The following is a 21,895-nucleotide window of genomic DNA, read 5'->3' as shown; positions in this document are numbered from 1 at the left end:
CCACGCCCACCCCCCACCTACATACGGAGGAAACATGAGCTCCTATTGGGCCCCCCCATACCCCTTTCCCCTCTTCGGGTGTTCCCCTTTCTTTCCCCCCCCCCCCCCCCCCCCCCCCACCGACGTACGTCAGGCCTCCGGCGCGACGGTGTAGAAGGCGGTGGTCCGGTCGGCGGCCTCGGCTGCCTCGGTCGGGTCGGTGCCGGCCTCGATGCTCGCGTCGCGCCAGCGCTCGCTGCTGCGGGTGAAGAACTCCCGGCCCTCGTCGGAGGCGGACCACGCCTCGACCGCGGCCCGGTCGACGGGTGCGTCGCCGCCTGCGGCGAGGTACAGGCCGAGGCCCACCAGCGCGCCGTCCCAGCCGACGCCGGTGGCGCCCGGACCGTACTGACGCCACAGCTCGTCGTCGACGTGGGCGACGTGTTCCAACTCGAACCGGGTGCCGCCGGTCGGCTCGGTGTCCAGCCGGACCTCGATCCAGCTCACCTGGCCACCGAACTCCCAGGTGGCGGCGAAGCCCTTCGGCGGGTCGCAGCGCTCGACAACGCCGCCCGCGTTGCCCTCTAGTTGGTAGCGACCGCCGACCCGCAGGTCCCCGGTGACGGGCAGGAACCACCGGGCGATCCGTTCGGGCGTGGTGCAGGCGTCCCACAGGTCGTCGAGCGTGGTGTCGTAGACCTGGCTGATGGTCTGTACCCGCGCCTGTCCCGCCTCCAGTACGCGCTTGCCGACCTGCCGCCGCACCGCGTTGATCTGCTGGTTCACATCGATCATGAATCTCTCCCCTGCTCTGTCCGGTCGTCGGTCCGGTCTGTCTGCGTCTCGGGTGGGTGCAGGCGGCGCTCCCGCTTGCCCCGGGCGATCTCGGTCGCCAGCGCGGCCAGGTGCGGGGTCCAGAACCGTCGGAAGCGGTCCAGCCACACGTCGACGTCCCGCAGGGGTTCGGAGTTCACCGCGTAGAGGCGGCGGGCGCCCTGTGGTCGTACGGTCGCGAAGCCGTTCTCGCGCAGCACCCGGAGGTGCTGCGACACCGCCGGCTGACTGATCCCGAACTCCTCGGAGATCACCGTGGTGATCGCCCCCGAGGTCAGCTCGCCCTCGGCGAGCAGTTCGAGGATCCGCCGCCGCACCGGATCCCCCAGTACGTCGAACGCGTGCACGGCGCGAAGCTATCAGGTAGTGCTTATATAAGTCAAAGCTTAACCACTGCCAGGCCAGGGCTCCGAACCGAAGTCCTCGAACTCCCCGGACCGCTTCACCCCCTCGGACCGCCGGACGAGGAGAATGTCGATCACAAGGGCACCCAGGAGCGCGACGCTGGTGATCACCGAGACCCCGATCGGTGGCAGCCCGAGCAGCACCGGCACGAGGCCGCCGAGGATGCCCAGCCCGACCAGCCCCGGCCACGGCAGCCGCCGGAACACCGTCACGTGGAACAGGAACCGGCCGAACAGGAAGAACGCCGCCCCACCCACGATCAGCATCACCCGCTGGTCCTGGGGATCACTGGTCGGTTCGGTGATGAGTACCTCGTTGCCGACGGCGGTGAGCAGCGTTCCGGCGAGCACCAGGGCGTGGCAGAACGCGACCGAGACCGCCAACCGGGGCCGGTTCTGGTCGAGAATGCCGCCGATCCGCAGACCACCGGGCACCAGGTAACCGCGCCACAGCAGCACCACGGTAAGGAAGGAGAGCGCGAACGCGATCGTCGTCAACGGTCTGATCCCCGCACTGACATAAGCCAGACCGTTCACCAGGATCACCTCGCCCAGGGCGATGATGAAAACCTGCTCGTAACGCTCTGCCAGGTGCTCGCCGACGTTGCGGAGATTCGCGTCCGGCACCCGCCCCAGCCCCGGCGTCGGCCACCCGAGCCAGGCGATTCCGTAGTCGATGCCGAGCGCGATCAGCCACAGCACCACCCGCGCCGGCTCCGGCACGAACGCGCCGACCAGCCACGGCACGGCGGAGATGGCGAACCAGAGCCCGACCAGCACCGAACGGCGTTGCAGCGGATGCCCGTGCAGCAACGAGATCAGCAGGACACCCCGGCCGAGGTGGATGAAGACGTACGCGCCGGCAAAGAGCAGTCCGTGCGGCCCGAAGGCGGTCGGCACCGCGGCCGACATCAGCAGTCCCACGAACATGACGCTCAGTACGAGCCCCCGGATCACCGGCACGTTGGGGTTGTACCAGTCCGTCGCCCACGCGGTCGCGATCCAGATCCAGTAGATGCCGGCGAACAGGATCAGCGTCTGGAGCAGGTTCATCCAGGCGAGGTCGTCGAACAGGCGCCGCGACAGCAGGTTGAGCGCGAAGATGAAGGCCAGGTCGAAGAAGAGTTCGAGCGCGGACGCCTGGCGCGGATGCTCCCGCTTCCGGAGCAGCCCCGCCGCCTGTTTACCCGCCACTAATTCGTCCGCCTCACCTCATCCACCGCCGATATTCGTATCACGCGACAGCGGTGGGGCATGCCGAAATGGCCAACCGGGCGCCGACACGACACGGATCAACGAGTGAGCGCGAGGTAGATCCCCAGGGTGAAGTTGGCAACCAGGATGATCGCGCCGATGACGGCGAACAACCGCTGCCACGCCGTCCACCGCTGAGTCTTTTCCTCGCGTACGTTGGTCGCCTTCTCCACCAGGGCGGCGGCGACGGTCACCGCGATCTTCTCCCGTTCCCCGGCATCGCGACGATCAGAAGTAACGTCGGCACTGAACCGGTTGACGTTCGAGCGCATCTCGTCAGTGAGGTTCTGTAGCGCCGAGGTCATCTCGTCGATCGAGCCGTTGATTTTCTCGAAATGGTCGTCGTGACCCTGGAGTCGCTGCTCGATCCGTCCGGCATCCAGTCCACGACTGTAGGCATCGTTCTCGCTCGACGAACGCGGTGTCGTGTTCATGTCAGCGCCCGCACTCGTCGATCCCGTCGTTCGGCAATGGTCATTCGCTCGCTCATGGAGGATCCCCTGCTTCCGTTCCGTGTCGCGCCACGTCGGATGGATGGAACCGGAAGGGGTGTTCCGCCGACAACCCGCCCGAAACGGGGTGTCGACGGCAGCCGGGCGACGCCCGCGTCGATACTTCGGATGATCGACTGTGGAGGCACCCGACGAGCGGGCACGACACCTCTACATCTCCCATAGTTGCAGGTCAACGAGCATCCCGCCAGTCCGGAACCCGCCATTTGTCCGCACCTTCGGCATACGCGTCCACCTCTCGGGCGAGCGACGGTCGCCACCCCCACGGTGCAGACGCGGATGTCCGGGCGGATCGCTGGTGCGTTGCCTTCGCGTCCCGACACCGGTCCGCCTCCAGGACGCTCCGAATGGCGGGCGGCAATGAACGACCGCGAGCGCAACCTCCTGCCCCGCATCGAGGCGGAGGAGCGCATCGCGTCGTTGGGCGAGAAAATCATCGCACTGAATGACCGGGTGGCCGCCATCACAGGCAGAACCCGGGGCATCGGCGACAGTTGGCAGTACCTCGTCGGCCTGCTCGGTGTGGGTGCCGCCGTCATCACCACCGTTCTGCTGCCGGCAAACCGCTAACGCCTCCGCGAGCAGTTCGCGTCGGCGTACGGAGGGAGCGGGCCGGGCGGCCGACAGGCTACCTCAGGGGGCGGAAGTAGCGCCCGACCGCGTAGCGGTAGACCTCCTCACCGAGTTTCGCCCCCTCGACATCGGCAGTGCGGAAGTGGACTCCGCCCCAGACGCGCGCCCCGATGAGCTCGTTGAGCGCTTGCGAAAAGCTGGTGAATTGCCGGGTCGTGCCGGAGTCGACGCTGGATCCGCTGAACGCGATGTCGTCTCGGCCGAAGAAATATCGGTACAGCGACATCCGCGCGCCGGTGCCGCAGGCGTGGCCGGAGGGGTATTCGGGGAAGGGGGGCGTGACGAGCAACGATTGCCAGCCTGGGTCGGCGGCCGTCCTCGGGTTACCGTCCGTGTCGGCCAGTTGGATCGCCGTGATCGGACGCCAGTAGCTCCAGAGGTCCTTCTGGCTGAAGCACGCCACTCCTGCATCGGCCACGATGAGGTCGGTCATTGCGAAGAAGCGCGCGGTCCGCAGGGCGTCGAGCCGTTGGGTGGTGGCGAGCTGTCGTTTGATCTCCCAGGAGGCGGAACGCCGGTCGTGCCACCAGATCGCGGCCTCCGCCTGGTCCCGGGTACGCACCGTGCTGGTCGCCGAGCCGACTTTCTTCACCTCGTCGAAGTCGCGGGTGTACGCGCTGCTGGTCAAGCGCGGCGGCTCGGGTATGCGGAACATCGTCGCACGGGGAATGAGGAACGGCCGCATGTGTCCGGTCCATGCGCCCTGGGACAGGAACAGCGGCGGCGCGGGTCGCCACTGGCCGGGTCCTGTCCCGTTCCGCCACTGCTGGTCCCCGAACGCGCCGTCGTCCTGCCGTGCGGTGACCATCGCAGCCGCGGCTCGTGCCCCGATCGTGATGCCGCCCCGCTTCGACCGGCCGTCGGGAATCGGGGCGAGGGCCGCGTCGTACTGTGCCCGAAGCCGCTCCTGCTGAGAGGGGAAGAGGGCGGCGAGCACATCGTGGGCGGCGGTGGCGACGGCAGCGTCCGCCGACTCGGTCCCGCTCGACGGCGGTGCGGCGAGGTACGGCTGGTACGGCGTGCCGCCAATTGCGTTGAGCGCGTCGTAGACGGCTCCGCTCACCATTGCGAAGCTGCGCACCTGCTCGTTCGGTTGCTGAGCCGCGACGTCCCAGATCGCCGTCTGGGCATTGATGTCCCAGGTGATCACCGGATTGACGGGACCGGTGCCGGAGGTCGCGGCTGCGGCGGAGGGCGCCGGCCCGGTCACCGTGGACGCGACCAGCGCGCCGAGCGCGATGGTCACGGAAATGATGCGTAACCAGATCGCACTACGCGCGCGGTTGCGGCTGGTCATGAGTTCCCCCGTCGTTAGGCTGTCGATGCGGGCTGTCGAAAGCACGCGGCACACGATCGGAATCGACAACGATCGATCATAGCATCGCTTTTACATTCGACCGACGACGCAGCCAGGCCCTGTGCGGCCGAGAGCTTGAGTCACGAGCGGCGGGCGGCGTCCGAGAGGAAGACATGCGCCGGACTGGCGTTGCCGGGATTGCCGCGAGGCGTGGCCGTGCGTGGTATTCCGTCGTCGGCTGCGAGCGCCCTACGACCGCGAGCCGGAGAAGATGACGACCTTCATGGGCGCCACTTTCGCGGTCGGGCTGCGGCGGAGTTGGACGGGTTCATGCCGGAACAGATCGACGCCCGTTTCCTCGACTGGATCGAGAACCCACCGCATCGACGACGGGGCCTCCGCTCGATCTGGTGATCCACGCGCGCTGAGCTGTCGTCAGGGCCGCTCCATCGACAGCTCAGCGCGCGTGGATCATGCGGACAGGGTGAAGCCGGGGCGGCGCGGCAGCGTAGCCTGCCGCTGTGACCAGTAGTCGTAGTTACGGAGATCCGTCCGGTGTTGCCCGCAGCCTGGACGTCGTGGGTGAGCGGTGGGGACTGCTGGTGGTACGTGACCTGATGCCCGGCCCGAAGCAGTTCCCCGACCTGCTCGCCGGCCTGCCCGGCATCAGCCCGAACGTGCTGAGCAAGCGGCTGCGCGAGCTGGTCGAGTTCGAGGTGGTCGACTACCGCGACCTGCCCGCCCCCGAGTCGGTACGCGTCTACGAACTGACCGCCTGGGGTCGTCAGCTTGAGCCGGTGCTCCGCGAGCTGGAACAGTGGGGACGTCGGGCGCCGCACATCAATTGAGGTTCGCAAATTGCCAATGCCCAGCGGTGGGACCGCCACTGGCTGACCGGGTGGGTCAGTCGACCAGGGTGCGGCCGGTGAGGTGGAGGAAGACGTCCTCCAGGCTGCTGCGGCGGACCAGGGAGCTGGCCGGGACCAGGGCGCGGTTGTGCACCTCGGTCAGGGCGGCGTCACCGTTGTCGACGTAGAGCAGGATGCGGTCGGGCAGGACCTCGGTGCGCTCGGCGATGCCGGAGAGCTTGCCGGCGAACTCCTCCTGCGAACGGGTAGGGAAGCGCAGCTCCACCACCTCACGGGTCGAGTAGCGCTCGATCAGGTCGCGGGGCGAGCCCTCGGCGGCGATCCGGCCGCCGTCCATCACCACCAGCCGGTCGCAGAGCTGCTCGGCCTCGTCCATGTAGTGGGTGGTGAGCACCAGTGTGACGCCCTGCTGCTTGAGCCGGAACAGTCGCTCCCAGACCAGGTGCCGGGCCTGCGGGTCGAGCCCGGTGGTCGGCTCGTCGAGCAGCACGATCTCGGGCTCGTTGACCAGGGCGCGGGCGATGGTGAGCCGGCGCTTCATGCCACCGGAGAGCGGCTCGACCTTGCTGTTGGCCCGCTCGGTGAGCTGGACGAAGTCGAGCAGCTCGACGGAACGCTGGCGGGCGATCCGGCGCGGGATGCCGAAGTAGCGGGCGTAGGTGGTCAGGTTTTCCCGCACGGTCAGCTCGGGGTCGAGGTTGTCGGTCTGCGGGCAGACGCCGAGCCGGGCCCGGATCGCCGGGCCGTCGCGCATCGGGTCCATGCCGAGGATGCGCAACTCGCCGCCGGTGGGCGGGGAGACGCAGCCGACCATGCGCATGGTCGAACTCTTGCCGGCGCCGTTGGGGCCGAGGAAGCCGAACGCCTCGCCGGGCCGCACCTCCACATCGATCCCATCGACGGCGGTGAAGTCACCGAACCGCTTGACCAGTCCGCGAGCTTGGATGAGAGGTTGTTGCGTGGCCACGGCGACGACCCTAGCCCGGCGGTACGACACCTCCCAGCGAGTTTCCGTCAGGTTACGAATGTCATTTTCATGAACGCAAATCTGTCGCCTGCGGAGAGAAAGTTTCCCGTCGGATGACCCTTCCTTTTTGACCTTGATCGCGGGTACGGTCCGCAACGGGAGATCGGCCCGCTCGGAATCCCGACCCTGTTGGCGCAGGGCCCCGGCTCTCGTGGCACAGAGCCCCCGGGTCGGCTCCGCACTTCGGCGAATCGGCGCACGCCAGCACCACACCTGCCCACCGAGAGCTGAAAGGGAAGCCAACGATGGCCTCACCAGACACCACCACCCCCGCCTGGAGCCGCCGAGGGTTCCTCGGTCTGTCCGCCTGCGCCGCCGCCAGCGCGATCACCGTCGCCGGCCCGTTCACCGGAATGGCCCAGGCCGCCGACGGCGGCGCGGTACGCGACAGCCAGGGTCACCGGCTGCCGGTCGGCAAGATCGGGATCCAGCTCTACTCGGTCCGCAGCGACCCGGCGCCGTTCGCCGACAAGCTGCCGAAGCTGGCCCAGCTCGGCTTCAAGGAGATCGAGTTCGCCGGCTACGGCACCAACCCGACCGACGCCGACATCCTGGCCATCCGCAAGCTGCTGGACGACAACGGGCTCAAGGCCGTCGGTTCGCACGTCGGCTTCGGCTCGTTCCAGACCGACCTGACCCGGCAGCTCGACATCGCCGAGATGCTCGGCATGAAGTACGTCGGCACCGCGAACGCGCCGACCGGCAGCCGGTACAAGACCGACTGGCGGATCGCCGCCGACCAGTACAACGCCGTCGGCGGGGCCGCCAAGGCGCGCGGGCTCAAGTTCTACCAGCACAACCACGACGGCGAGTACAACTTCCTGCTCGACGCCGGCCCGCTGGACGCCAATGGCAAGCCGACCCGGTCCACCGGTCAGCGCGGCCTGGAGTACTTCTTCGGCCTGACCGACCCGGAGCTGGTCTACTTCGAGCTGGACATCTACTGGGCGTACCAGGCCCAGGTGCGGTTCAAGACCTACGTGGACGAGGACGGCATCACCCGCCGGAAGAACCTCGACCCGATCAGGACGATCGCCCAGAAGCAGGAGCGGTTCCCGCTCTTCCACGTCAAGGACGGCCTGCTCAACGCCGAGGGCACCAGCCTCTCGATCACCGAGTTCGGCGTACCGGGCGGGTACGTGCCGTTCGAGGACTTCTTCGCCAGCCTGAAGTCGCTCGACGCCCACCACTACATCTGGGAGCAGGACAACGCCGGCTCGACCCCGGTCGAGCAGGGTGGTGTCTGGGGCGCCACCCAGCGCAGCGTGAACGCCATGAAGGCGACCCGCTTCTGAGTCGCCGGGTCCGTCGGCCGGGAGCCCCCTGCCCGGCCGGCGGACCGTTCCCGATACCGGGCGGTGCTCACTCGGGCAGGTCGCCGGTCTCGCGGGCCGCCGCCACCAGCGCGTCGGTCTGCGCCACCACCGTCGGGTCGTCGAGCGGCGTACCGAGGTCGTAGCGGACCGTCCAACACAGGCCGTCGACGCCGCTGACCCGCCGGGCCGCGACCCGTACCCCACCGTCCGCCGTCAGCCGGTGGTGTGCGGTGTACGACACCGAGCTGGTCACCCGTGCGCGTACCTGGTGCGGCACGTCCCCCGGCTCCAACAGCAGGTACGTCTCCACCGGCAGATCGGCCACCACCAGGTAGCCGTCCCGCTCCGCCACCGTCCGCGCCGGGGTGACCGCCAGTTCGCGCCCGGACCAGACCGCCTTGTTGATCTCGTGCCAGCCCAGCCGGTGCGCCCGACCGGGCAGCCAGAGCCCTCGGTTGCTGACCACCACGACCCCGTCGCCGTTGGACGTGGCCGCCCAGGAGAGCATCCGCTCGTCCCGCTCCAGCGGCGGTCGCTTGTCCGCCGGCAGCTTCGGCTTCCGGTTGAACAGTCCCACTCAGAAACCTCCCGCAGCCTGCTCGCGCAACGCCCGCGCGTGCTGCTCCAACGAGAGCAGCTCACCGAAGAGCGCGAAATAGTCGTCCTTGTTGGCCACCGGGTTGATCCGCTGCACCTTGGACTTCAGGTCCCGGATCCGGTTGGTCACCGACGCCCACTCCAGCCGGGCCAACGTGATCGAGACGTAACGCGGATCCGGCTCGCCGTCGATCCGCAGCGGCTCCACCGCCAGCTCGCCGACCAGGGCCCGGCCGCCGAGGTCGACGCAGGCGTCCCGGACCCGTTCGATCCAGACCGCTCCGGCGGCCCCGCTCGCCGCGCCACCGGCCTCGGTGATCGCCGCCCGGACGCCGTGGTGCATCGGGTGCAGGTACACCTCGGGGCCGAGGGCGTCGAACATCGGCCCGGCCAGCACCGGCTCCTGGAGGGCGAGCTTCAACGCCTCCCGCTCCACCATCACCTGCGGGTTGTCCACCGCCGGGGTGGCGGTTCGGGTCGGGGCGGGAGCCGTACCGCCGGGGGTGGGTCTGGTGGGCGCGGCGGCGGCGTTGAGCACGGCCCGCTGCACCGGCTCGATCTCCATGCCGAGGTCACCGGCGAGCTTGCGGACGTACTCCGGGCGTTTCTCCCGGTCCTTGAGCTTCGCGACCAGCGGCGCGGCCTGGCGCATCGCCTCCACCCGGCCGTCGACGGTGTCCAGGTCGAACCGGTTGAGCACGTGCCGCAGCGCGAAGTCGACCAGCGGCTCGCGGCGGGCGATCAGGTCGCGGACGGCCATGTCGCCCTTTGCCAGCCGCAGGTCGCACGGGTCCATGTTGTCGGGGCTGACCGCGATGAAGGTACGCCCGACGAACCGCTGGTCGTCCTCGAAGGCGCGCAGCGCCGCCTTCTGTCCGGCGGCGTCCCCGTCGAAGGTGAAGATGATCTCGCCGGCCACCGCGTCGGTGTCCAGCAGCAGCCGCCGCAGTACGCCGATGTGGTCCGCGCCGAAGGCGGTGCCGCAGGTCGCCACCGCCGTCGGTACGCCCGCCAGGTGGCAGGCCATCACGTCGGTGTAACCCTCGACGATCACCGCCCGCCCCTGCTTGGCGATCTCCCGTTTGGCCTGGTCGATGCCGTAGAGCACGTGCGACTTCTTGTACAGCGGCGTCTCGGGGGTGTTCAGGTACTTCGGGCCGTCGTCGTCGTCGAACAGCTTGCGGGCACCGAAGCCGATCACGTCCCCGGTCAGTTCCCGGATCGGCCAGAGCAGCCGGCGCCGGAACCGGTCGATCAACGAGCCGGACCGCGCCTCCCGGGCCAGCCCGGCGGTGATCAGCTCCTGCGGGCTGAAGCCGCGCTGCCGCAGGTGCTTGGTGAGCAGGTCCCAGCCGTCGGGGGCGAAGCCGCAGCCGTAGCGCTCGGCGGCGGCCCGGTCGAAGCCCCGCTGGGCCAGGAACTCGCGGGCCGGGCGGGCCCCGGCGGTGCCGAGCTGCCCGGCGTAGAACTCGACCGCGGCGGCGTGTGCGGCGACCAGCCGCTGCTTCTGGCCCTGCTGCTGGCGTACGGGCGCCGGGCCGGCCTCGGTGTAGCGCAGCTGGATGCCGGCCCGGCCGGCGAGCCGTTCGACCGACTCCAGGAACGACAGGTGCTCGGCGTCCATCAGGAACTTGATCGCGTCGCCACCGGCGCCGCAGCCGTGGCAGAAGTAGACGTTGCGCGCGGGTGAGACGGTGAACGACGGTGTCTTCTCGTCGTGGAACGGGCAGAGGCCCTTGAGGTTGCCGCCGCCGGCCGACTTGAGCGTCACCGTCTCGGAGATCACGTCGGCGATCGAGGTGCGCTCACGGACCAACGTGATGTCCTCGTCCTTGATCCGCCCCGCCATTCGCGCCACCCCCTCAGGCGTACATCCTGCCCTGTCGCACGGATCCGGCCCGCTCCGGGTGGCATTCGTGACACCTGTCGGCCGCCGGGTGGTACCGCTGGTGACACCCGCCGGTCGCCGGGTCGGGGTCACCGGGCCGAATCACTCGGACCGCCCATCAGAGGATCAATAGCATGGCATCGTCATAACCATGCGCATTCTGCTCACCAGTGCGACCGGGTACATCGGCTCCGCCGTACTGCCGGCGCTGCTGCTCGACGGGCACGAGGTGACCGCGATCGTCCGCAGCGACGACGGCGTCGCCACGGTCACCGCCACCGGAGCCACCGCGATCCGGGGCGACGTCACCGACAGCGAACTGCTCAGCCGGTCCGCCCGCGACGCCGACGGGGTGATCCACCTGGTCACACCGGGCGGGCAGATCACCGACGCGTTCGACAACGCGGTGGTGGACGGCGTCCTGGCCGGGCTGGAGGGCAGCGGCAAGTTCTACATCCACAGCAGTGGCATCTGGGTGCACGGCAACACCCACGGCGTCGCCGACGAGGACGCCCCGTTCGACCCACCGGAGGTCACCGCCTGGCGGCCGGCGATCATCGAGCGGGTCCGCAACGCCAGCGGCATCCGCAACGTGATCATCTCGCCCGGTGTCGTCTACGGCCACGGCTCCGGTCTGCCCCGGATGATCGTCGACGGCCCGCAGTCGTCGGACCCCGAACCGGCCCTGCTCTTTCCCGGCACCGGCGACCAGCACTGGACCGGAATCCACATCGACGACGTGGCCACCCTGTACGCCTCGGCGGCGCATCGGGGGAAGCCGGGCTCGTACTACCTGGGGGTCAACGGGGTGAACCCGACCATGCGCGAGATCGCCACCGCCGCCAGCCGGACCCTCGGGCTGGGCGGGCGGATCGCCCCCGAACCGCCGGAGCAGACCCGCCGCCGGTTGGGTCCGCTGGCGGAGGCGTTCGGCCTCGACCAGCAGGCCACCGGGGACCGGGCCCGCGCCGAACTCGGCTGGAAGCCGATCGGACCGTCCCTGCTCGACGAGATCGAAACCGGCTCGTACGCGCGCCGGATCTGACCGGGCGAAGACACGGTGGCCTGGTGGAAACCGGCGAACATACGCCGCCGTGGCATCGGCTGGCTACGGCTCCAGCTGCACGAGTCCGAACTCCCCCTCGACCAGGACGAACGGCACGCCACCTGGCTGGAACTCTTCTTCGACCTGGTCTTCGTGCTCGCCCTGGCCACGGTGCAGAACCGGCTGGACACGCCGACCCCGCACCTCGGTGACCTGTTCGCCACCTTCGGCCTCTACGCGGTGGTCTGGTTGGCCTGGATCGGGCAGGCGTTCTACGACACCCGGTTCGACCCGGACGACATCATCCACCGGCTGGCCGTACTCATCGGCATGGTGGGCGCCGGGGCGATGGCGATCGGCGCCGGCAGCGCCCCGCACACGCTGCTGCTGCCGGTCGGCTACATCGTCGTACGCTGCATGCTGATCGTGCTCTACCTGCGGGTGCACAACAGCGGCCCGGTCACCCGCCGGCTCACCACGGTGTACCTGATCGGCTTCGGGACCGGCGTCCTGGTCTGGATCGCCTCGTTGGGCGTACCCGAGCACCTGCGCCCGCTGCTCTGGACGATCGCCCTCGTGATCGAGTTCGCCACCCCGTGGGTGGGCCGGTCCCGGACCGCCCGGATCCCGGTCGACACCTCGCACCTGCCCGAACGGATCGGTCAGTTCACCATCATCCTGCTCGGCACCACCCTGACCGACCTGCGGGACGCGATCGCCCCGCGCCCGGAGGTCGACGTGGTGGTGGCCGCCGCCATCGCCCTGGTGATCCCGGCGGCGGTCTGGTGGGTCTACACCACCTTCGTGACCACCGGCCTGGCCGTGCCCCGGCTGAACGCGGGACTCGCCTACTCGTACGTGCACTCGTTCCTCGGCGCCGCGCTGCTGCTGCTCGGCTGGGCACTCGGGGAGGTCGTCGGGCAGGTCAGCGTGCACGCACCGGAGCTGCCGCACCGGCTGCGCTGGCTGCTCGCGCTGGGGCTGGTCACCTGGATGCTCTGCGGGCTCTGCCTCCAGTGGGTCTCACTGGGTTACGTGCCGCGCTCACGGGCGATCATCGCGGTCTGCGGGGTCGCCCCGGTCGGTCTGATCGCGTTCCTGGTGAGCGATCCGATGACCCTGCTCGCGCTGCTCGCCCTGTTGATGATCGGGTACGCGATCGCGGTCAGCCGGCACATCGTGCACCTGAGCGGTTCCCGTACCGCCGAGACCTGATATCCGCCGCGCCCGACATTCATCCGGTGTCGGCGGTCGGGTGTCGGACACCATCGAAGTTTCTCAATCCGATTGACGCGAACAACTTTCATTGGTTGGCTTCGAAGCATCGCGATGAACGACGGGCCCCATTCCGTGCCGACTTTCGTACTCACGAGGGGAAACAGTCGTGCGCAAAGTCCGCCTACTCATCATTCCCGCCCTCCTACTGCCGATGCTCCACGCCGTACCCGCGCAGGCCGGGCCGGTCGCCGGGAGCAGGGACAACGGCGTCACCCAGGTCACCCGGACGGCCCGGACCGGCGGCGACCCCACCACCTACTGGACGCCCGCGCGGCTCGCGGCGGCCACCCCGCTCGACGAGACGGCGTCCGCGCCGGACAAGGGCGCGGTCGAGAAGCTGCCCGTGGACAACGCGGTCACCCGCTACGCGTACGGCACCCCGTCACCGCGCGCCGCCTCGGACCGGGCGATCCAGCTCAACGAATCGATCACGGTCGGCAAGATCTTCTTCACCAACTCGACCACCGGCCAGGGCAACTACTGCTCGGCCAGCGTCATCAACAACCCGGCCCGGAACATGGTGATCACCGCCGCGCACTGCCTGCACGACGGACCCGGCCGGACCTGGCACACCGAGAACTGGATGTTCGTCCCCTCGTACCGCAACGGCGCGCAGCCCTACGGAACCTGGGACTGGTCGACGTTGGCGGTGCCGACCGGGTGGATCAACACCCGCGAGCGGCAGTACGACGTCGCGATCGCCCTCGTCTTCGGCAGCCGGTCGGTGGTCGACGCGGTCGGCGGCAACGGTCTGCTCACCGGCGGCGGCCGCTCCTACCACTACGACATCTTCGGCTACCCGAGCAACCGGGACAGCGGCGAGGTGCAGTGGAGCTGCTCCGGGACGTCGAGCGACGCCGGCAGCAACCGGATCGAGATGGGCTGCCCGTGGGGCGGCGGGTCCAGCGGTGGCCCGTGGTACTACAGCTACGACAACACGCTCAGGATCGGCGACGTACACGGGGTCACCAGTTACACGAATGACTCGAACAATCCCTCGTACATCGGATCGCCGTACTTCTCCGACGCCGTAGCCGGCACCCTCTACCGCACCTACGCCAACCAGACCTGGTAAAGGATCACCGATCCGCGGGTGCCTCGCGAGAATTGCGGGGCACCCGCGTCCGGTTCGCCTGGCACCATGAAGAGCGAGCGCTATTTCCGGAGGCGATGCCATGTCCGCCCGAGCCGTCCTCATCACCGGCGCGACCGTCGCCGTCCTGCTCGCCGGTGTCGCGGGCGTGGTCGGCCAACTCCGCTCGACCCCCGCCGAGCCGACGCCGGGCGACGGTGGCCGCCCGGCCGAGATCAGCGAGACCGTGAACCCGAGTCCGGGCACGAGCCCCGGCGGCGCGGCCGACTACTGGACCCCCGAGCGGATGCGCGATGCCGAGCCGGCACCCATGCCCGAGGGTCGCGACCCGCAGTGACGGGTCGCGGCCGAGGGATGGCGTCGAAACCGGTCAGCCGATCTCGCGGGCTTCCTGCTCCTCGATCTGACGGTTCCACTCGGGCTTGGCGGCACGCCAGCCCTCGTCGTCGGCGCCGAGCCGCCAGTAGCCGGAGATGGAGAGCCGGTCGCGGCCCAGGCCGCGCTCGACCCGGAGCAGGTGCCGGAGTTCCTTCACGAAGGCGGCCTCGCCGTGGACGAACGCGTGCGGCGTACCGGTGGGAAGGTCGGCGGCCCGGACGGCGGCGACCAGGGCCTCGCCGACGGCGCCGGTGCCCCGGTGCAACCAGACGATCTCGGCCTGTGCCTCGGTGGTCAGCTTCAGCTCCTCCGCCGGCCCGGCGACCTCCAGGAAGACCCGGGCGGTGGCGTCCACCGGCAGCCGTTCCAGGGTGGCGGCGATGGCCGGCAGGGCGCTCTCGTCGCCGACCAGCAGGTGCCAGTCGGCGTCCGGGTCCGGTGCGTAGCCGCCGCCGGGGCCCAGGAACATCACCGGGTCGCCGGGACGGGCGCGGACCGCCCACGGTCCGGCCAGCCCCTCCTCGCCGTGGTAGACGAAGTCGATGGTCAGCTCCGACACCGCCGGGTCGAAGGCCCGTACGGTGTACGCGCGCAGCCGTGGCCACTGGTCCGCCGGCAGGTCGCGACGGACCGCCTCCAGGTCGAACGGGGTCGGGTAGTCGACGTCCGGCCGGGGGAAGAGCAGCTTGACGTAGTGGTCGGTGCATCGGCCGATGTCGAGTCCGGCCAGCTCCGGCCCACCGAGCACAACCCTGATCAGGTGCGGCGTGAGCCGTTCGGTGCGGCTCACGGTAGCGTGAGTGACCTGCGCACGCGCTCTACGGTCCGTCATGAGGTTAGGTTAGCCTAAGTTCCTCCGGGGCGACGGACGGATTCCCGATCGAGGCGCACATCACGCTCCACCAGCCCGCCGGTCCCGGGCTTTGCCAGCCGGCCGGTTTCACCTGGCCAGGCGGTGGGCCAGCCAGGACAGGGCCAGCGGATAGCGGTAGTCGATCCCGCCGTGCCCGGCGTCGAACAGCTCGAACCGCACCCGGTCGTCCGGCAGCCCGATCCGGGCGAGTTCCACCCGGAACGCCTCGGTGCCGAGATCGAGGAACCACTCGTCCCTGGTCCCCGCGTCCAGCCAGACCGCCCGCAGCGAGCCGACCGCCTCCCGGTGACGCTCCACCATCCGGACCGGATCCCAGTCCAGCCAGCGCTGCCACAGCTCCGGCCGCAACACCCCGGTACGCGGGTCGAACGGCAGTTGCGGCGTACCGTCCGGGGCGGCCGAGAAGCACGCCGAGCAGCCGAGCATGCTCAACAGCGTCTGGTCACCGGCCTTCGTGAACGAGGGCCGGGACCGGAAGTCCGCCCACCAGCGGAAGATGTCCTGGTCGTACTCGCGCAGGTAGCGGACCGCCTTGCCGAACTCGGGCCCGTAACACAGCTCGTAGAGGGTGTCGCCGGCATGGCTGGCCAGCGCCCCGAACAGGTCCGGCCGGAGCATCGGGGTGATCAGCGCACCGAAGCCGCCGGACGACTTGCCGGAGATCGCCCGCGACTCCCGGTCGACGATGGTCCGGTACCGCGCGTCCACCCACGGCACCACCTCGTCACACAGGTACGAGTGGTACGCCCCGGTGCCGGGCGAGTCGACGAACTGCGAGCCGCCGTACGCGGTCCACGCGTCGACGTACACCACGACGCAGCCGGGGGCCTCGCCCGAGGCGAAGACCTGGTCGGCGGTCTCGACGAACGGCTGCCGGTACGGCATCCGGTTCGCCCACATCGACACGTGCCCGGTGTAACCCTGGATCACGTACACGCTCGGGTAGCGCACCTGCGGGTCGTCGTCGTAGTCCGGCGGCAGGTAGACCCAGATCGGCCGCTCGTGCGGGTCGCCGAGCGGGTTGCCGCGCAGCAGTTCCGAGGTGATGACGTGGCGTTCGAGCCGGCCGGCCAGTTCGGTGTCCCAGGGCAGCATGGCACCGAGTCAACCACGTACCCGACCGCTCCCCCACCCCTCAGCCGGCGGCCAGGCGGTGGTGCCAGGCGACCGCCGCCGGGTCGGTCAGCGACGCGACCTGGTCGATCACCACCCGCAGCCGCTCCGGGTCGGTGCCGGCGGAGCGCCACAGTGGCGCGAAGACCGGGTCGAGCGCGTCCGGCGCCCGTACGGTCAACGCGTGCACCAGTTCGGTGATCACCTCGCGCTGGCGGGCGTACCACCGGTCGGCGCCGGGGCGGCGCATCACGTACCGCAGGGCCATGCCCTTGAGCAGCGCGCACTGGGCCCGGACGGTCCGGGGTACGACGAGGTCGGCGGCGTAGCGGCGCAACGGGCCGGGGCCGTACCGGTCGCGGGTGGCGTCGACGGCGGCGGCGACGAACCGACCGGTCAGCGCGCTGGTCGTCTGCTTGAGCGCGACCTGGGCCCGGTGGCTGCCGTCGTAGCCGGCCAGCGGTGCCAGCACCGGGTCGGCGAGCAGTTCGACCAGGACCACGGAGAGGTCGGCGGCGGACTCGGCGGAGTAGTTGGCGGCCACGTCGACGCAGAGCGCGGCCCGCTCGTGCACGTCGGCGAGCAACTCCGGCAGCGGCAGGTAGCCCCGGTAGACGCCGTCCTCGACGTCGTGCACCGAGTAGGCGACGTCGTCGGCCCAGTCCATCACCTGAGCCTCCAGGCAGACCGCCCGCTCCGGGGCACCCACGCGCAGCCAGTCGAAGACCTCGGCGTCGTCGGCGTACACCCCGAACTTGCGCTGGCCGGGCCGGCGCGGCCAGGGATACTTGCCGGTCGCGTCGAGCGAGGCACGGGTCAGGTTGAGGCCCGCGGAGGTGCCGTCGGGCCGCAGCACCTTGGCCTCCAACCGGGACAGTACGCGCAGCGTCTGCGCGTTGCCCTCGAAGCCGCCGCAGGACTGGGCCAGCCCGTCCAGCACCGACTCCCCGTGGTGGCCGAACGGCGGGTGCCCGAGGTCGTGGGCGAGCCCGGCGACGTCGACCACGTCCGGGTCGGCGCCGAGCCGCTGGCCCATCTCCCGGCCGATCTGCGCGACCTCCAACGAGTGCGTCAGCCGGGTACGCAGGAAGTCGTCGGTGCCGGCGGTGTGCACCTGGGTCTTGGCCGCCAGCCGGCGGAAGGCGGCCGAGTGCAGCACCCTTGCCCGGTCCCGCTGGTACGGCCCGCGCCCGTCGCCGCTGCCCTTGGGTGGCTCGGCGACCAGGCGCTCGGCGTCGCCGTCGTGGTTCACCCGTTCACCCTGTCACCCGCTCACGGGGCGGTCGACGGCGCCTCCAGTACGCAGAACTCGTTGCCCTCCGGGTCGGCCAGTACGGTCCACCGGTCGCTGGGCCGTTGCCCGACGTCGACGTGCCGGGCGCCCATGTTGACCAGGCGCTCCACCTCGGCCTCCTGGTCGGCCGGGCGCAGGTCGATGTGGAGCCGGTTCTTCGTCTCCTTGCCGCTCGGCACCGGCACGAAGATGAGGCCGGGCAGTTCGTCGGCGGACCGGCGGATCTCCACCTCGTCGGGCTTCTCGTAGGTAATCCGGTAGCCGAGCGCCTCGGCCCACCAGCGCGCCAGCCGGGCCGGGTCCCGGGCGTCGACCACGAGGTTCTCCCAGAGACTGCCCATGGCAGAAACCTCCGTTGCGATCGGGTGACCAAACTTGGGTGACGACCAGGTTACGCCCGCCTGTCCGGGGCGCCGCACCGCCGAGCTGCCGACACCGAACGCAGCTGATTGGTGATCCCGCGCAACCACCAATCAGTCCAGAGTTGCTGTCCAATTGCCGACCGTCACGGGATGACATCACCCAGGACCAGGTGTAGCGTGCCGTAAACAGAAGGTCACCTGCCGGCGGCGATCCCGGCCGGTCCGCGTGCGGCCGACCAGCCCGCTGCCCCATCCGCGACACGCGACCATCCGCGTTGCCGGCCGGCGTCGACCCGACGGGCACGCCCAGGGCTGCCCACCGCGCCACCGCTGCCACCGCGCCACCCGCCACCGCCCCGGACCCGCCCGGCCGTCCGGATCCTTCGGCAGGACAGTTAAAGGAGACTCTCCCGTGGACGCTGACGCCGCCATCCGGGCCGAGCTGTACCGGCTGCGCCGCCGGCTACCCGATCTCTCCGGCGCGGTGCTCGGTGGAGTGGACGGACTCATGGTCGCCTGCGACCTGACCGCCGGGGACCCGCACCACCTGGCCGCGCTCTCCGCCGCGACGCTCGGCATCGGGCACCGGTTCGCCCAGTCGGCCGGGCACGGGGCGCTGCACGAGTCGGTCGTCCGCAGCGCCGGTGGCTGCGTGATCACCTACCCGGCCGGGGCGTACGGGCTGCTGACCCTGGTGACCTATCCGGACAGCAACGTGGAGCGGATCCATCCGGAGGCACGGGCGACCGCGCAGCGGCTCGGCACGATAGTCGACTCGATGCGGCACGCGGCGACGACGGGCAGCATCCCGACCGCCGACCCCGCCGCACCGCTGGCCGTACGGACGCCGATGGCCACCCTGCCGGCCGACCTCTGGGCCGAGACGGGTGGCCTGCGCCCACCGGGGCTGCACTGACAACGCTGGCAGCACAGTCCCCGGTGGACAGTCCATCCGGTCAGCGGCTGTCCGAGCCGGCGGTCCCGATCGCGGCGCGACCGGCCTCCAGCCGGGCGACCGGCACCCGGAACGGTGAACACGAGACGTAGTCGAGCCCGACCTCGTGGAAGAAGTGCACCGATTCCGGGTCGCCGCCGTGCTCGCCACAGACCCCGATCTTGAGTCCGGGTCGGGCGGCCCGACCCTCTTCGGTGGCGATCCGGACCAGCCGGCCGACCCCGTCCCGGTCGATCGACTCGAACGGGGAGATGCCGAAGATGCCCAGCTCCAGGTAACGCCAGAAGAAGGCGCCCTCCACGTCGTCGCGGGAGAAGCCCCAGCCCATCTGGGTCAGGTCGTTGGTGCCGAAGGAGAAGAACTCGGCCGCCTCGGCGATCTGGCCGGCGGTCAGCGCCGCCCGGGGCACCTCGATCATCGTGCCGACCAGCACCTTCACGCCACTGTCGCCGACCACCTCGGTGATGATCTTTTCCGCCTCGGCGCGTACGGTCTCCAGTTCCTGTACCGCGCCGACCAGCGGGACCATGATCTCCGGCTCGGCCACCAGACCGTCGCGGGCGCACGCCACCGCCGCCTCGACGATCGCCCGTACCTGCATCGCGAACAGGCCGGGGATGACCAGGCCGAGGCGGACCCCGCGCAGCCCGAGCATCGGGTTCTGCTCGTGCATCCGGCGTACCGCCGACAGCAGCGCCTCCTGCTTGGCCACGTCCTGACCGCGTTCCTGGGCGACGGCGACGTTGACCGCCAGTTCCTCCAGTGGCGGCAGGAACTCGTGCAGCGGCGGGTCGATCAGGCGTACGGTCACCGGCTGGCCGTCCATCTCGCGGAAGATCTCCACGAAGTCGGCCCGTTGCAGCGGCAGCAGTGCCGCCAGCGCCTCCTGCCGGTCGGTGTCGGTGCGGGCCAGGATCAGCCGCTCGACCAACTCCCGCCGGTCACCGAGGAACATGTGCTCGGTCCGGCACAGGCCGATCCCCTCGGCCCCGAACCGCCGGGCGCGGGCCGCGTCCTCGCCGGTGTCGGCGTTCGTCCGGACCCGCAGCACCCGCCGCTGGTCGGCGTGCATCATGATCCGGTGTACGGCCTGCACCAGCGGATCGTCCGACTCGGCCGGCTCCAGGCTCCCCTCGAAGTAGCGCACCACCTCGGACGGCGACACCGGCACCTCGCCGAGGTAGACCCGACCGGTGGTGCCGTCGATCGAGACGACGTCACCCTCCTTCACCACCTGCCCGTGCGCGGTGAACTGCTTCGCGCGGACGTTCACGTCGAGGGCGTCGGCGCCGCAGACACAGGTCTTGCCCATGCCCCGGGCCACCACGGCGGCGTGACTGGTCTTGCCGCCGCGCGAGGTGAGGATTCCCCGGGCGGCGATCATGCCGGGCAGGTCGTCCGGGCTGGTCTCCCGGCGGACCAGGATGACGTCCTCGCCCTGACCGGCCAGCTCGACCGCGCGGGCGGCGTCGAAGACCACCCGGCCGACGGCCGCGCCCGGTGAGGCCCCGACGCCGGCGGCCAGCGGCGCGATGTCGTGCTCCAACCGGAACCTCGGGAACATCAGCTGGGCGAGTTGCGCGCCGCTGACCCGGTGCAGCGCCTCGTCCAGGTCGATCAGCCCCTCGTCGACGAGCTGCCCGGCGATCACGAACGCGGCTGCCGCGGTGCGCTTGCCGACGCGGGTCTGGAGCATCCAGAGCTTGCCGCGCTCGATGGTGAACTCGATGTCGCACAGGTCGCGGTAGTGCTCCTCCAGCCGGGCCATGATGCCGAGCAGTTCGCCGTACGAGCGGGGGTCGAGCTTTTCGAGGTGTTGCAGCGGGACGGTGCTGCGGATGCCGGCGACCACGTCCTCGCCCTGCGCGTTGGCCAGGTAGTCGCCGTAGATGCCCTGGGCGCCGCTGGCCGGGTCGCGGGTGAACGCGACCCCGGTGCCGGAGTCCGGGCCGAGGTTGCCGAAGACCATCGCCACCACGTTGACCGCCGTGCCGAGGTCGGCCGGGATCCGCTCCTGCCGGCGGTAGAGCACCGCCCGGTCGGCGTTCCACGAGCCGAAGACGGCGAAGATGGCCAGGTCGAGCTGTTCGCGCGGGGTCTGCGGGAAGTCCCGCCCGGTGTGCTTGCGGAAGATCGTCTTGTACGTGTCGACCAGCGCCCGCAGGTCGGCCGCGTCCAGGTCGAGGTCGTCGGTGGTGTCCTTGGCCCGTTTCGCCTCGTCCAGCGCGTGTTCGAACTCCTCGCCGGGCACCTCGCAGACGGTCTTGCCGAACATCTGGATCAGCCGGCGGTAGGAGTCCCAGGCGAACCGTTCGTTTCCGCCGGCCTGGGCGGCGAGCCCGGCCACGCTGGCATCGTTGAGCCCGACGTTGAGGACGGTCTCCATCATTCCCGGCATGGAGAACTTCGCCCCGGAGCGGACCGAGACCAGCAGCGGGTCGGCCGGGTCGCCGAGCCGCTTGCCCATCGCCCGTTCCAGCGCGGTCAGGTGCCCGGTGATCTGTTCGGCGAGTTCGGCGGGGGCGGTTCCGGTGGCCAGGTACGCCTGGCAGGCCTCGGTGGTGATGGTGAAGCCGGGCGGTACCGGCAGGCCGAGGTTGGTCATCTCGGCCAGGTTCGCGCCCTTGCCGCCGAGCAGGTCCTTGAGACCCATGTTGCCCTCGGCGAAGTCGTACACGAACGTGTGCGGTTCCCCCGCTGTGCTGTCCCTCGCTGCGGTTTCGCTCGATGCCACCAGAAGCCTCCCACGTACGACGCTGAACGAAGGTTGAGTCCGCGAAGGTTAAGCCAGGCTAAGGCGACCCGTCAGTATTGGGTGACAATCGGCACAGGTGCGGTCCCTGTCCGTGTTCGTACCGGTTTATGGGAGCGCTTCCACGTGCACGAGCACGCA

21 protein-coding genes are annotated in these 21,895 nt (G+C 70.1%); 8 read left to right on the top strand and 13 right to left on the bottom strand.

All coding sequences use genetic code 11. The features are described from left to right. Positions 1 to 129 precede the first annotated feature (129 nt). The 4 genes from ACZ6QQ_RS30170 to ACZ6QQ_RS30155 form a co-directional block, all read right to left on the bottom strand. On the bottom strand, positions 130 to 774 hold the full coding sequence (locus ACZ6QQ_RS30170) for an SRPBCC family protein (protein WP_465880877.1): 645 nt from the start codon (positions 772 to 774) through the stop codon (positions 130 to 132). Then, positions 771 to 1,160 carry an ArsR/SmtB family transcription factor gene (locus ACZ6QQ_RS30165; protein WP_465880876.1) on the bottom strand — a complete coding sequence of 130 codons (390 nt, stop codon included), beginning with the start codon at positions 1,158 to 1,160 and terminating at the stop codon, positions 771 to 773. Before ACZ6QQ_RS30165 ends, ACZ6QQ_RS30170 begins: the two co-directional genes overlap by 4 nt. 39 nt (positions 1,161 to 1,199) lie before the next feature. After that, positions 1,200 to 2,411 (bottom strand): low temperature requirement protein A, encoded by a 1,212-nt coding sequence (locus ACZ6QQ_RS30160; protein ID WP_465880874.1) that lies wholly within the window; start codon positions 2,409 to 2,411, stop codon positions 1,200 to 1,202. A 98-nt stretch (positions 2,412 to 2,509) separates the two neighbouring features. Beyond that, positions 2,510 to 2,905 carry a hypothetical protein gene (locus ACZ6QQ_RS30155; RefSeq protein WP_465880873.1) on the bottom strand — a complete coding sequence of 132 codons (396 nt, stop codon included), beginning with the start codon at positions 2,903 to 2,905 and terminating at the stop codon, positions 2,510 to 2,512. 438 nt (positions 2,906 to 3,343) lie between these two features. Between ACZ6QQ_RS30155 and ACZ6QQ_RS30150 the strand changes: the two genes are divergently transcribed. Beyond that, positions 3,344 to 3,553, top strand: coding sequence for a hypothetical protein (locus ACZ6QQ_RS30150; RefSeq protein WP_465880872.1), 210 nt, complete (start codon positions 3,344 to 3,346; stop codon positions 3,551 to 3,553). Positions 3,554 to 3,611: 58 nt separating this feature from the next. Here the strand turns inward: ACZ6QQ_RS30150 and ACZ6QQ_RS30145 are convergent, their stop codons facing one another. After that, positions 3,612 to 4,982, bottom strand: coding sequence for a vanadium-dependent haloperoxidase (locus tag ACZ6QQ_RS30145; protein WP_465880871.1), 1,371 nt, complete (start codon positions 4,980 to 4,982; stop codon positions 3,612 to 3,614). Between the two features lie 509 nt (positions 4,983 to 5,491). On the opposite strand from ACZ6QQ_RS30145, the gene ACZ6QQ_RS30140 reads away from it, so the two are divergent. Beyond that, positions 5,492 to 5,761: a winged helix-turn-helix transcriptional regulator gene (locus tag ACZ6QQ_RS30140; protein ID WP_465880870.1), complete on the top strand. Its 270-nt coding sequence runs from the start codon at positions 5,492 to 5,494 to the stop codon at positions 5,759 to 5,761. A gap of 55 nt (positions 5,762 to 5,816) precedes the next feature. Here ACZ6QQ_RS30140 and ACZ6QQ_RS30135 read toward each other — a convergent pair whose 3' ends face one another. Then, a complete protein-coding gene (locus tag ACZ6QQ_RS30135) occupies positions 5,817 to 6,749 on the bottom strand; it encodes an ABC transporter ATP-binding protein (protein WP_465880868.1) in 933 nt (310 codons plus the stop codon). 305 nt (positions 6,750 to 7,054) lie between these two features. Here ACZ6QQ_RS30135 and ACZ6QQ_RS30130 point away from each other — a divergent pair, with 305 nt between their 5' ends. Beyond that, on the top strand, positions 7,055 to 8,104 hold the full coding sequence (locus tag ACZ6QQ_RS30130; RefSeq protein WP_465880867.1) for a sugar phosphate isomerase/epimerase family protein: 1,050 nt from the start codon (positions 7,055 to 7,057) through the stop codon (positions 8,102 to 8,104). Positions 8,105 to 8,171: 67 nt separating this feature from the next. Here ACZ6QQ_RS30130 and ACZ6QQ_RS30125 read toward each other — a convergent pair whose 3' ends face one another. Both ACZ6QQ_RS30125 and dnaG read right to left on the bottom strand, forming a co-directional pair. After that, the gene (locus ACZ6QQ_RS30125) at positions 8,172 to 8,702 is read right to left on the bottom strand and encodes a hypothetical protein (protein ID WP_465880866.1); all 531 of its coding nucleotides are present in this window, start codon (positions 8,700 to 8,702) and stop codon (positions 8,172 to 8,174) included. Beyond that, on the bottom strand, positions 8,703 to 10,571 hold the full coding sequence (gene dnaG / locus ACZ6QQ_RS30120; protein WP_465880865.1) for a DNA primase: 1,869 nt from the start codon (positions 10,569 to 10,571) through the stop codon (positions 8,703 to 8,705). It lies immediately after the preceding gene. A gap of 190 nt (positions 10,572 to 10,761) precedes the next feature. On the opposite strand from dnaG, the gene ACZ6QQ_RS30115 reads away from it, so the two are divergent. From ACZ6QQ_RS30115 to ACZ6QQ_RS30100, 4 genes are all read left to right on the top strand, one after another. Beyond that, complete coding sequence (locus ACZ6QQ_RS30115) at positions 10,762 to 11,655, top strand: NAD-dependent epimerase/dehydratase family protein (protein WP_465880864.1); 894 nt, start codon at positions 10,762 to 10,764, stop codon at positions 11,653 to 11,655. Positions 11,656 to 11,670: 15 nt separating this feature from the next. After that, positions 11,671 to 12,870: a low temperature requirement protein A gene (locus ACZ6QQ_RS30110; RefSeq protein WP_465880863.1), complete on the top strand. Its 1,200-nt coding sequence runs from the start codon at positions 11,671 to 11,673 to the stop codon at positions 12,868 to 12,870. Positions 12,871 to 13,039: 169 nt separating this feature from the next. Continuing rightward, complete coding sequence (locus ACZ6QQ_RS30105; protein WP_465880862.1) at positions 13,040 to 14,008, top strand: trypsin-like serine peptidase; 969 nt, start codon at positions 13,040 to 13,042, stop codon at positions 14,006 to 14,008. 100 nt (positions 14,009 to 14,108) lie between these two features. Next, entirely contained in the window at positions 14,109 to 14,363 is a 255-nt protein-coding gene (locus ACZ6QQ_RS30100) for a hypothetical protein (RefSeq protein ID WP_465880861.1), read from the top strand. Positions 14,364 to 14,396: 33 nt separating this feature from the next. On the opposite strand, the gene ACZ6QQ_RS30095 is transcribed toward ACZ6QQ_RS30100, so the two are convergent. The 4 genes from ACZ6QQ_RS30095 to ACZ6QQ_RS30080 form a co-directional block, all read right to left on the bottom strand. Continuing rightward, positions 14,397 to 15,236, bottom strand: a complete 840-nt coding sequence (locus ACZ6QQ_RS30095) for a siderophore-interacting protein (RefSeq protein ID WP_465880860.1) — start codon at positions 15,234 to 15,236, stop codon at positions 14,397 to 14,399. A gap of 108 nt (positions 15,237 to 15,344) precedes the next feature. Next, positions 15,345 to 16,373 (bottom strand): alpha/beta hydrolase, encoded by a 1,029-nt coding sequence (locus ACZ6QQ_RS30090; RefSeq protein ID WP_465880859.1) that lies wholly within the window; start codon positions 16,371 to 16,373, stop codon positions 15,345 to 15,347. Positions 16,374 to 16,413: 40 nt separating this feature from the next. After that, positions 16,414 to 17,643 carry a deoxyguanosinetriphosphate triphosphohydrolase gene (locus ACZ6QQ_RS30085; RefSeq protein WP_465880858.1) on the bottom strand — a complete coding sequence of 410 codons (1,230 nt, stop codon included), beginning with the start codon at positions 17,641 to 17,643 and terminating at the stop codon, positions 16,414 to 16,416. A gap of 20 nt (positions 17,644 to 17,663) precedes the next feature. After that, positions 17,664 to 18,026, bottom strand: coding sequence for a VOC family protein (locus tag ACZ6QQ_RS30080; protein WP_465880857.1), 363 nt, complete (start codon positions 18,024 to 18,026; stop codon positions 17,664 to 17,666). Between the two features lie 433 nt (positions 18,027 to 18,459). Between ACZ6QQ_RS30080 and ACZ6QQ_RS30075 the strand changes: the two genes are divergently transcribed. Continuing rightward, on the top strand, positions 18,460 to 18,963 hold the full coding sequence (locus ACZ6QQ_RS30075) for a roadblock/LC7 domain-containing protein (RefSeq protein WP_465880855.1): 504 nt from the start codon (positions 18,460 to 18,462) through the stop codon (positions 18,961 to 18,963). 40 nt (positions 18,964 to 19,003) lie between these two features. Here the strand turns inward: ACZ6QQ_RS30075 and ppdK are convergent, their stop codons facing one another. Next, positions 19,004 to 21,736: a pyruvate, phosphate dikinase gene (gene ppdK / locus ACZ6QQ_RS30070; RefSeq protein ID WP_465880853.1), complete on the bottom strand. Its 2,733-nt coding sequence runs from the start codon at positions 21,734 to 21,736 to the stop codon at positions 19,004 to 19,006. Positions 21,737 to 21,895 lie beyond the last annotated feature (159 nt).

It is taken from the genome of Micromonospora sp. NPDC049529 (assembly GCF_055586685.1).
Note: the sequence above shows the minus strand (reverse complement) of the source record. Positions and strands in the feature narration are given on the sequence as shown.

Coding starts and splice junctions, on each gene's coding strand:
- dnaG (WP_465880865.1), bottom strand. CDS start 10,571: ATGGCGGGGCGGATCAAGGACGAGGACATCACGTTGGTCCGTGAGCGC.
- ACZ6QQ_RS30150 (WP_465880872.1), top strand. CDS start 3,344: ATGAACGACCGCGAGCGCAACCTCCTGCCCCGCATCGAGGCGGAGGAG.
- ACZ6QQ_RS30090 (WP_465880859.1), bottom strand. CDS start 16,373: ATGCTGCCCTGGGACACCGAACTGGCCGGCCGGCTCGAACGCCACGTC.
- ACZ6QQ_RS30155 (WP_465880873.1), bottom strand. CDS start 2,905: ATGAACACGACACCGCGTTCGTCGAGCGAGAACGATGCCTACAGTCGT.
- ACZ6QQ_RS30115 (WP_465880864.1), top strand. CDS start 10,762: ATGCGCATTCTGCTCACCAGTGCGACCGGGTACATCGGCTCCGCCGTA.
- ACZ6QQ_RS30080 (WP_465880857.1), bottom strand. CDS start 18,026: ATGGGCAGTCTCTGGGAGAACCTCGTGGTCGACGCCCGGGACCCGGCC.
- ACZ6QQ_RS30095 (WP_465880860.1), bottom strand. CDS start 15,236: ATGACGGACCGTAGAGCGCGTGCGCAGGTCACTCACGCTACCGTGAGC.
- ACZ6QQ_RS30170 (WP_465880877.1), bottom strand. CDS start 774: ATGATCGATGTGAACCAGCAGATCAACGCGGTGCGGCGGCAGGTCGGC.
- ACZ6QQ_RS30100 (WP_465880861.1), top strand. CDS start 14,109: ATGTCCGCCCGAGCCGTCCTCATCACCGGCGCGACCGTCGCCGTCCTG.
- ACZ6QQ_RS30130 (WP_465880867.1), top strand. CDS start 7,055: ATGGCCTCACCAGACACCACCACCCCCGCCTGGAGCCGCCGAGGGTTC.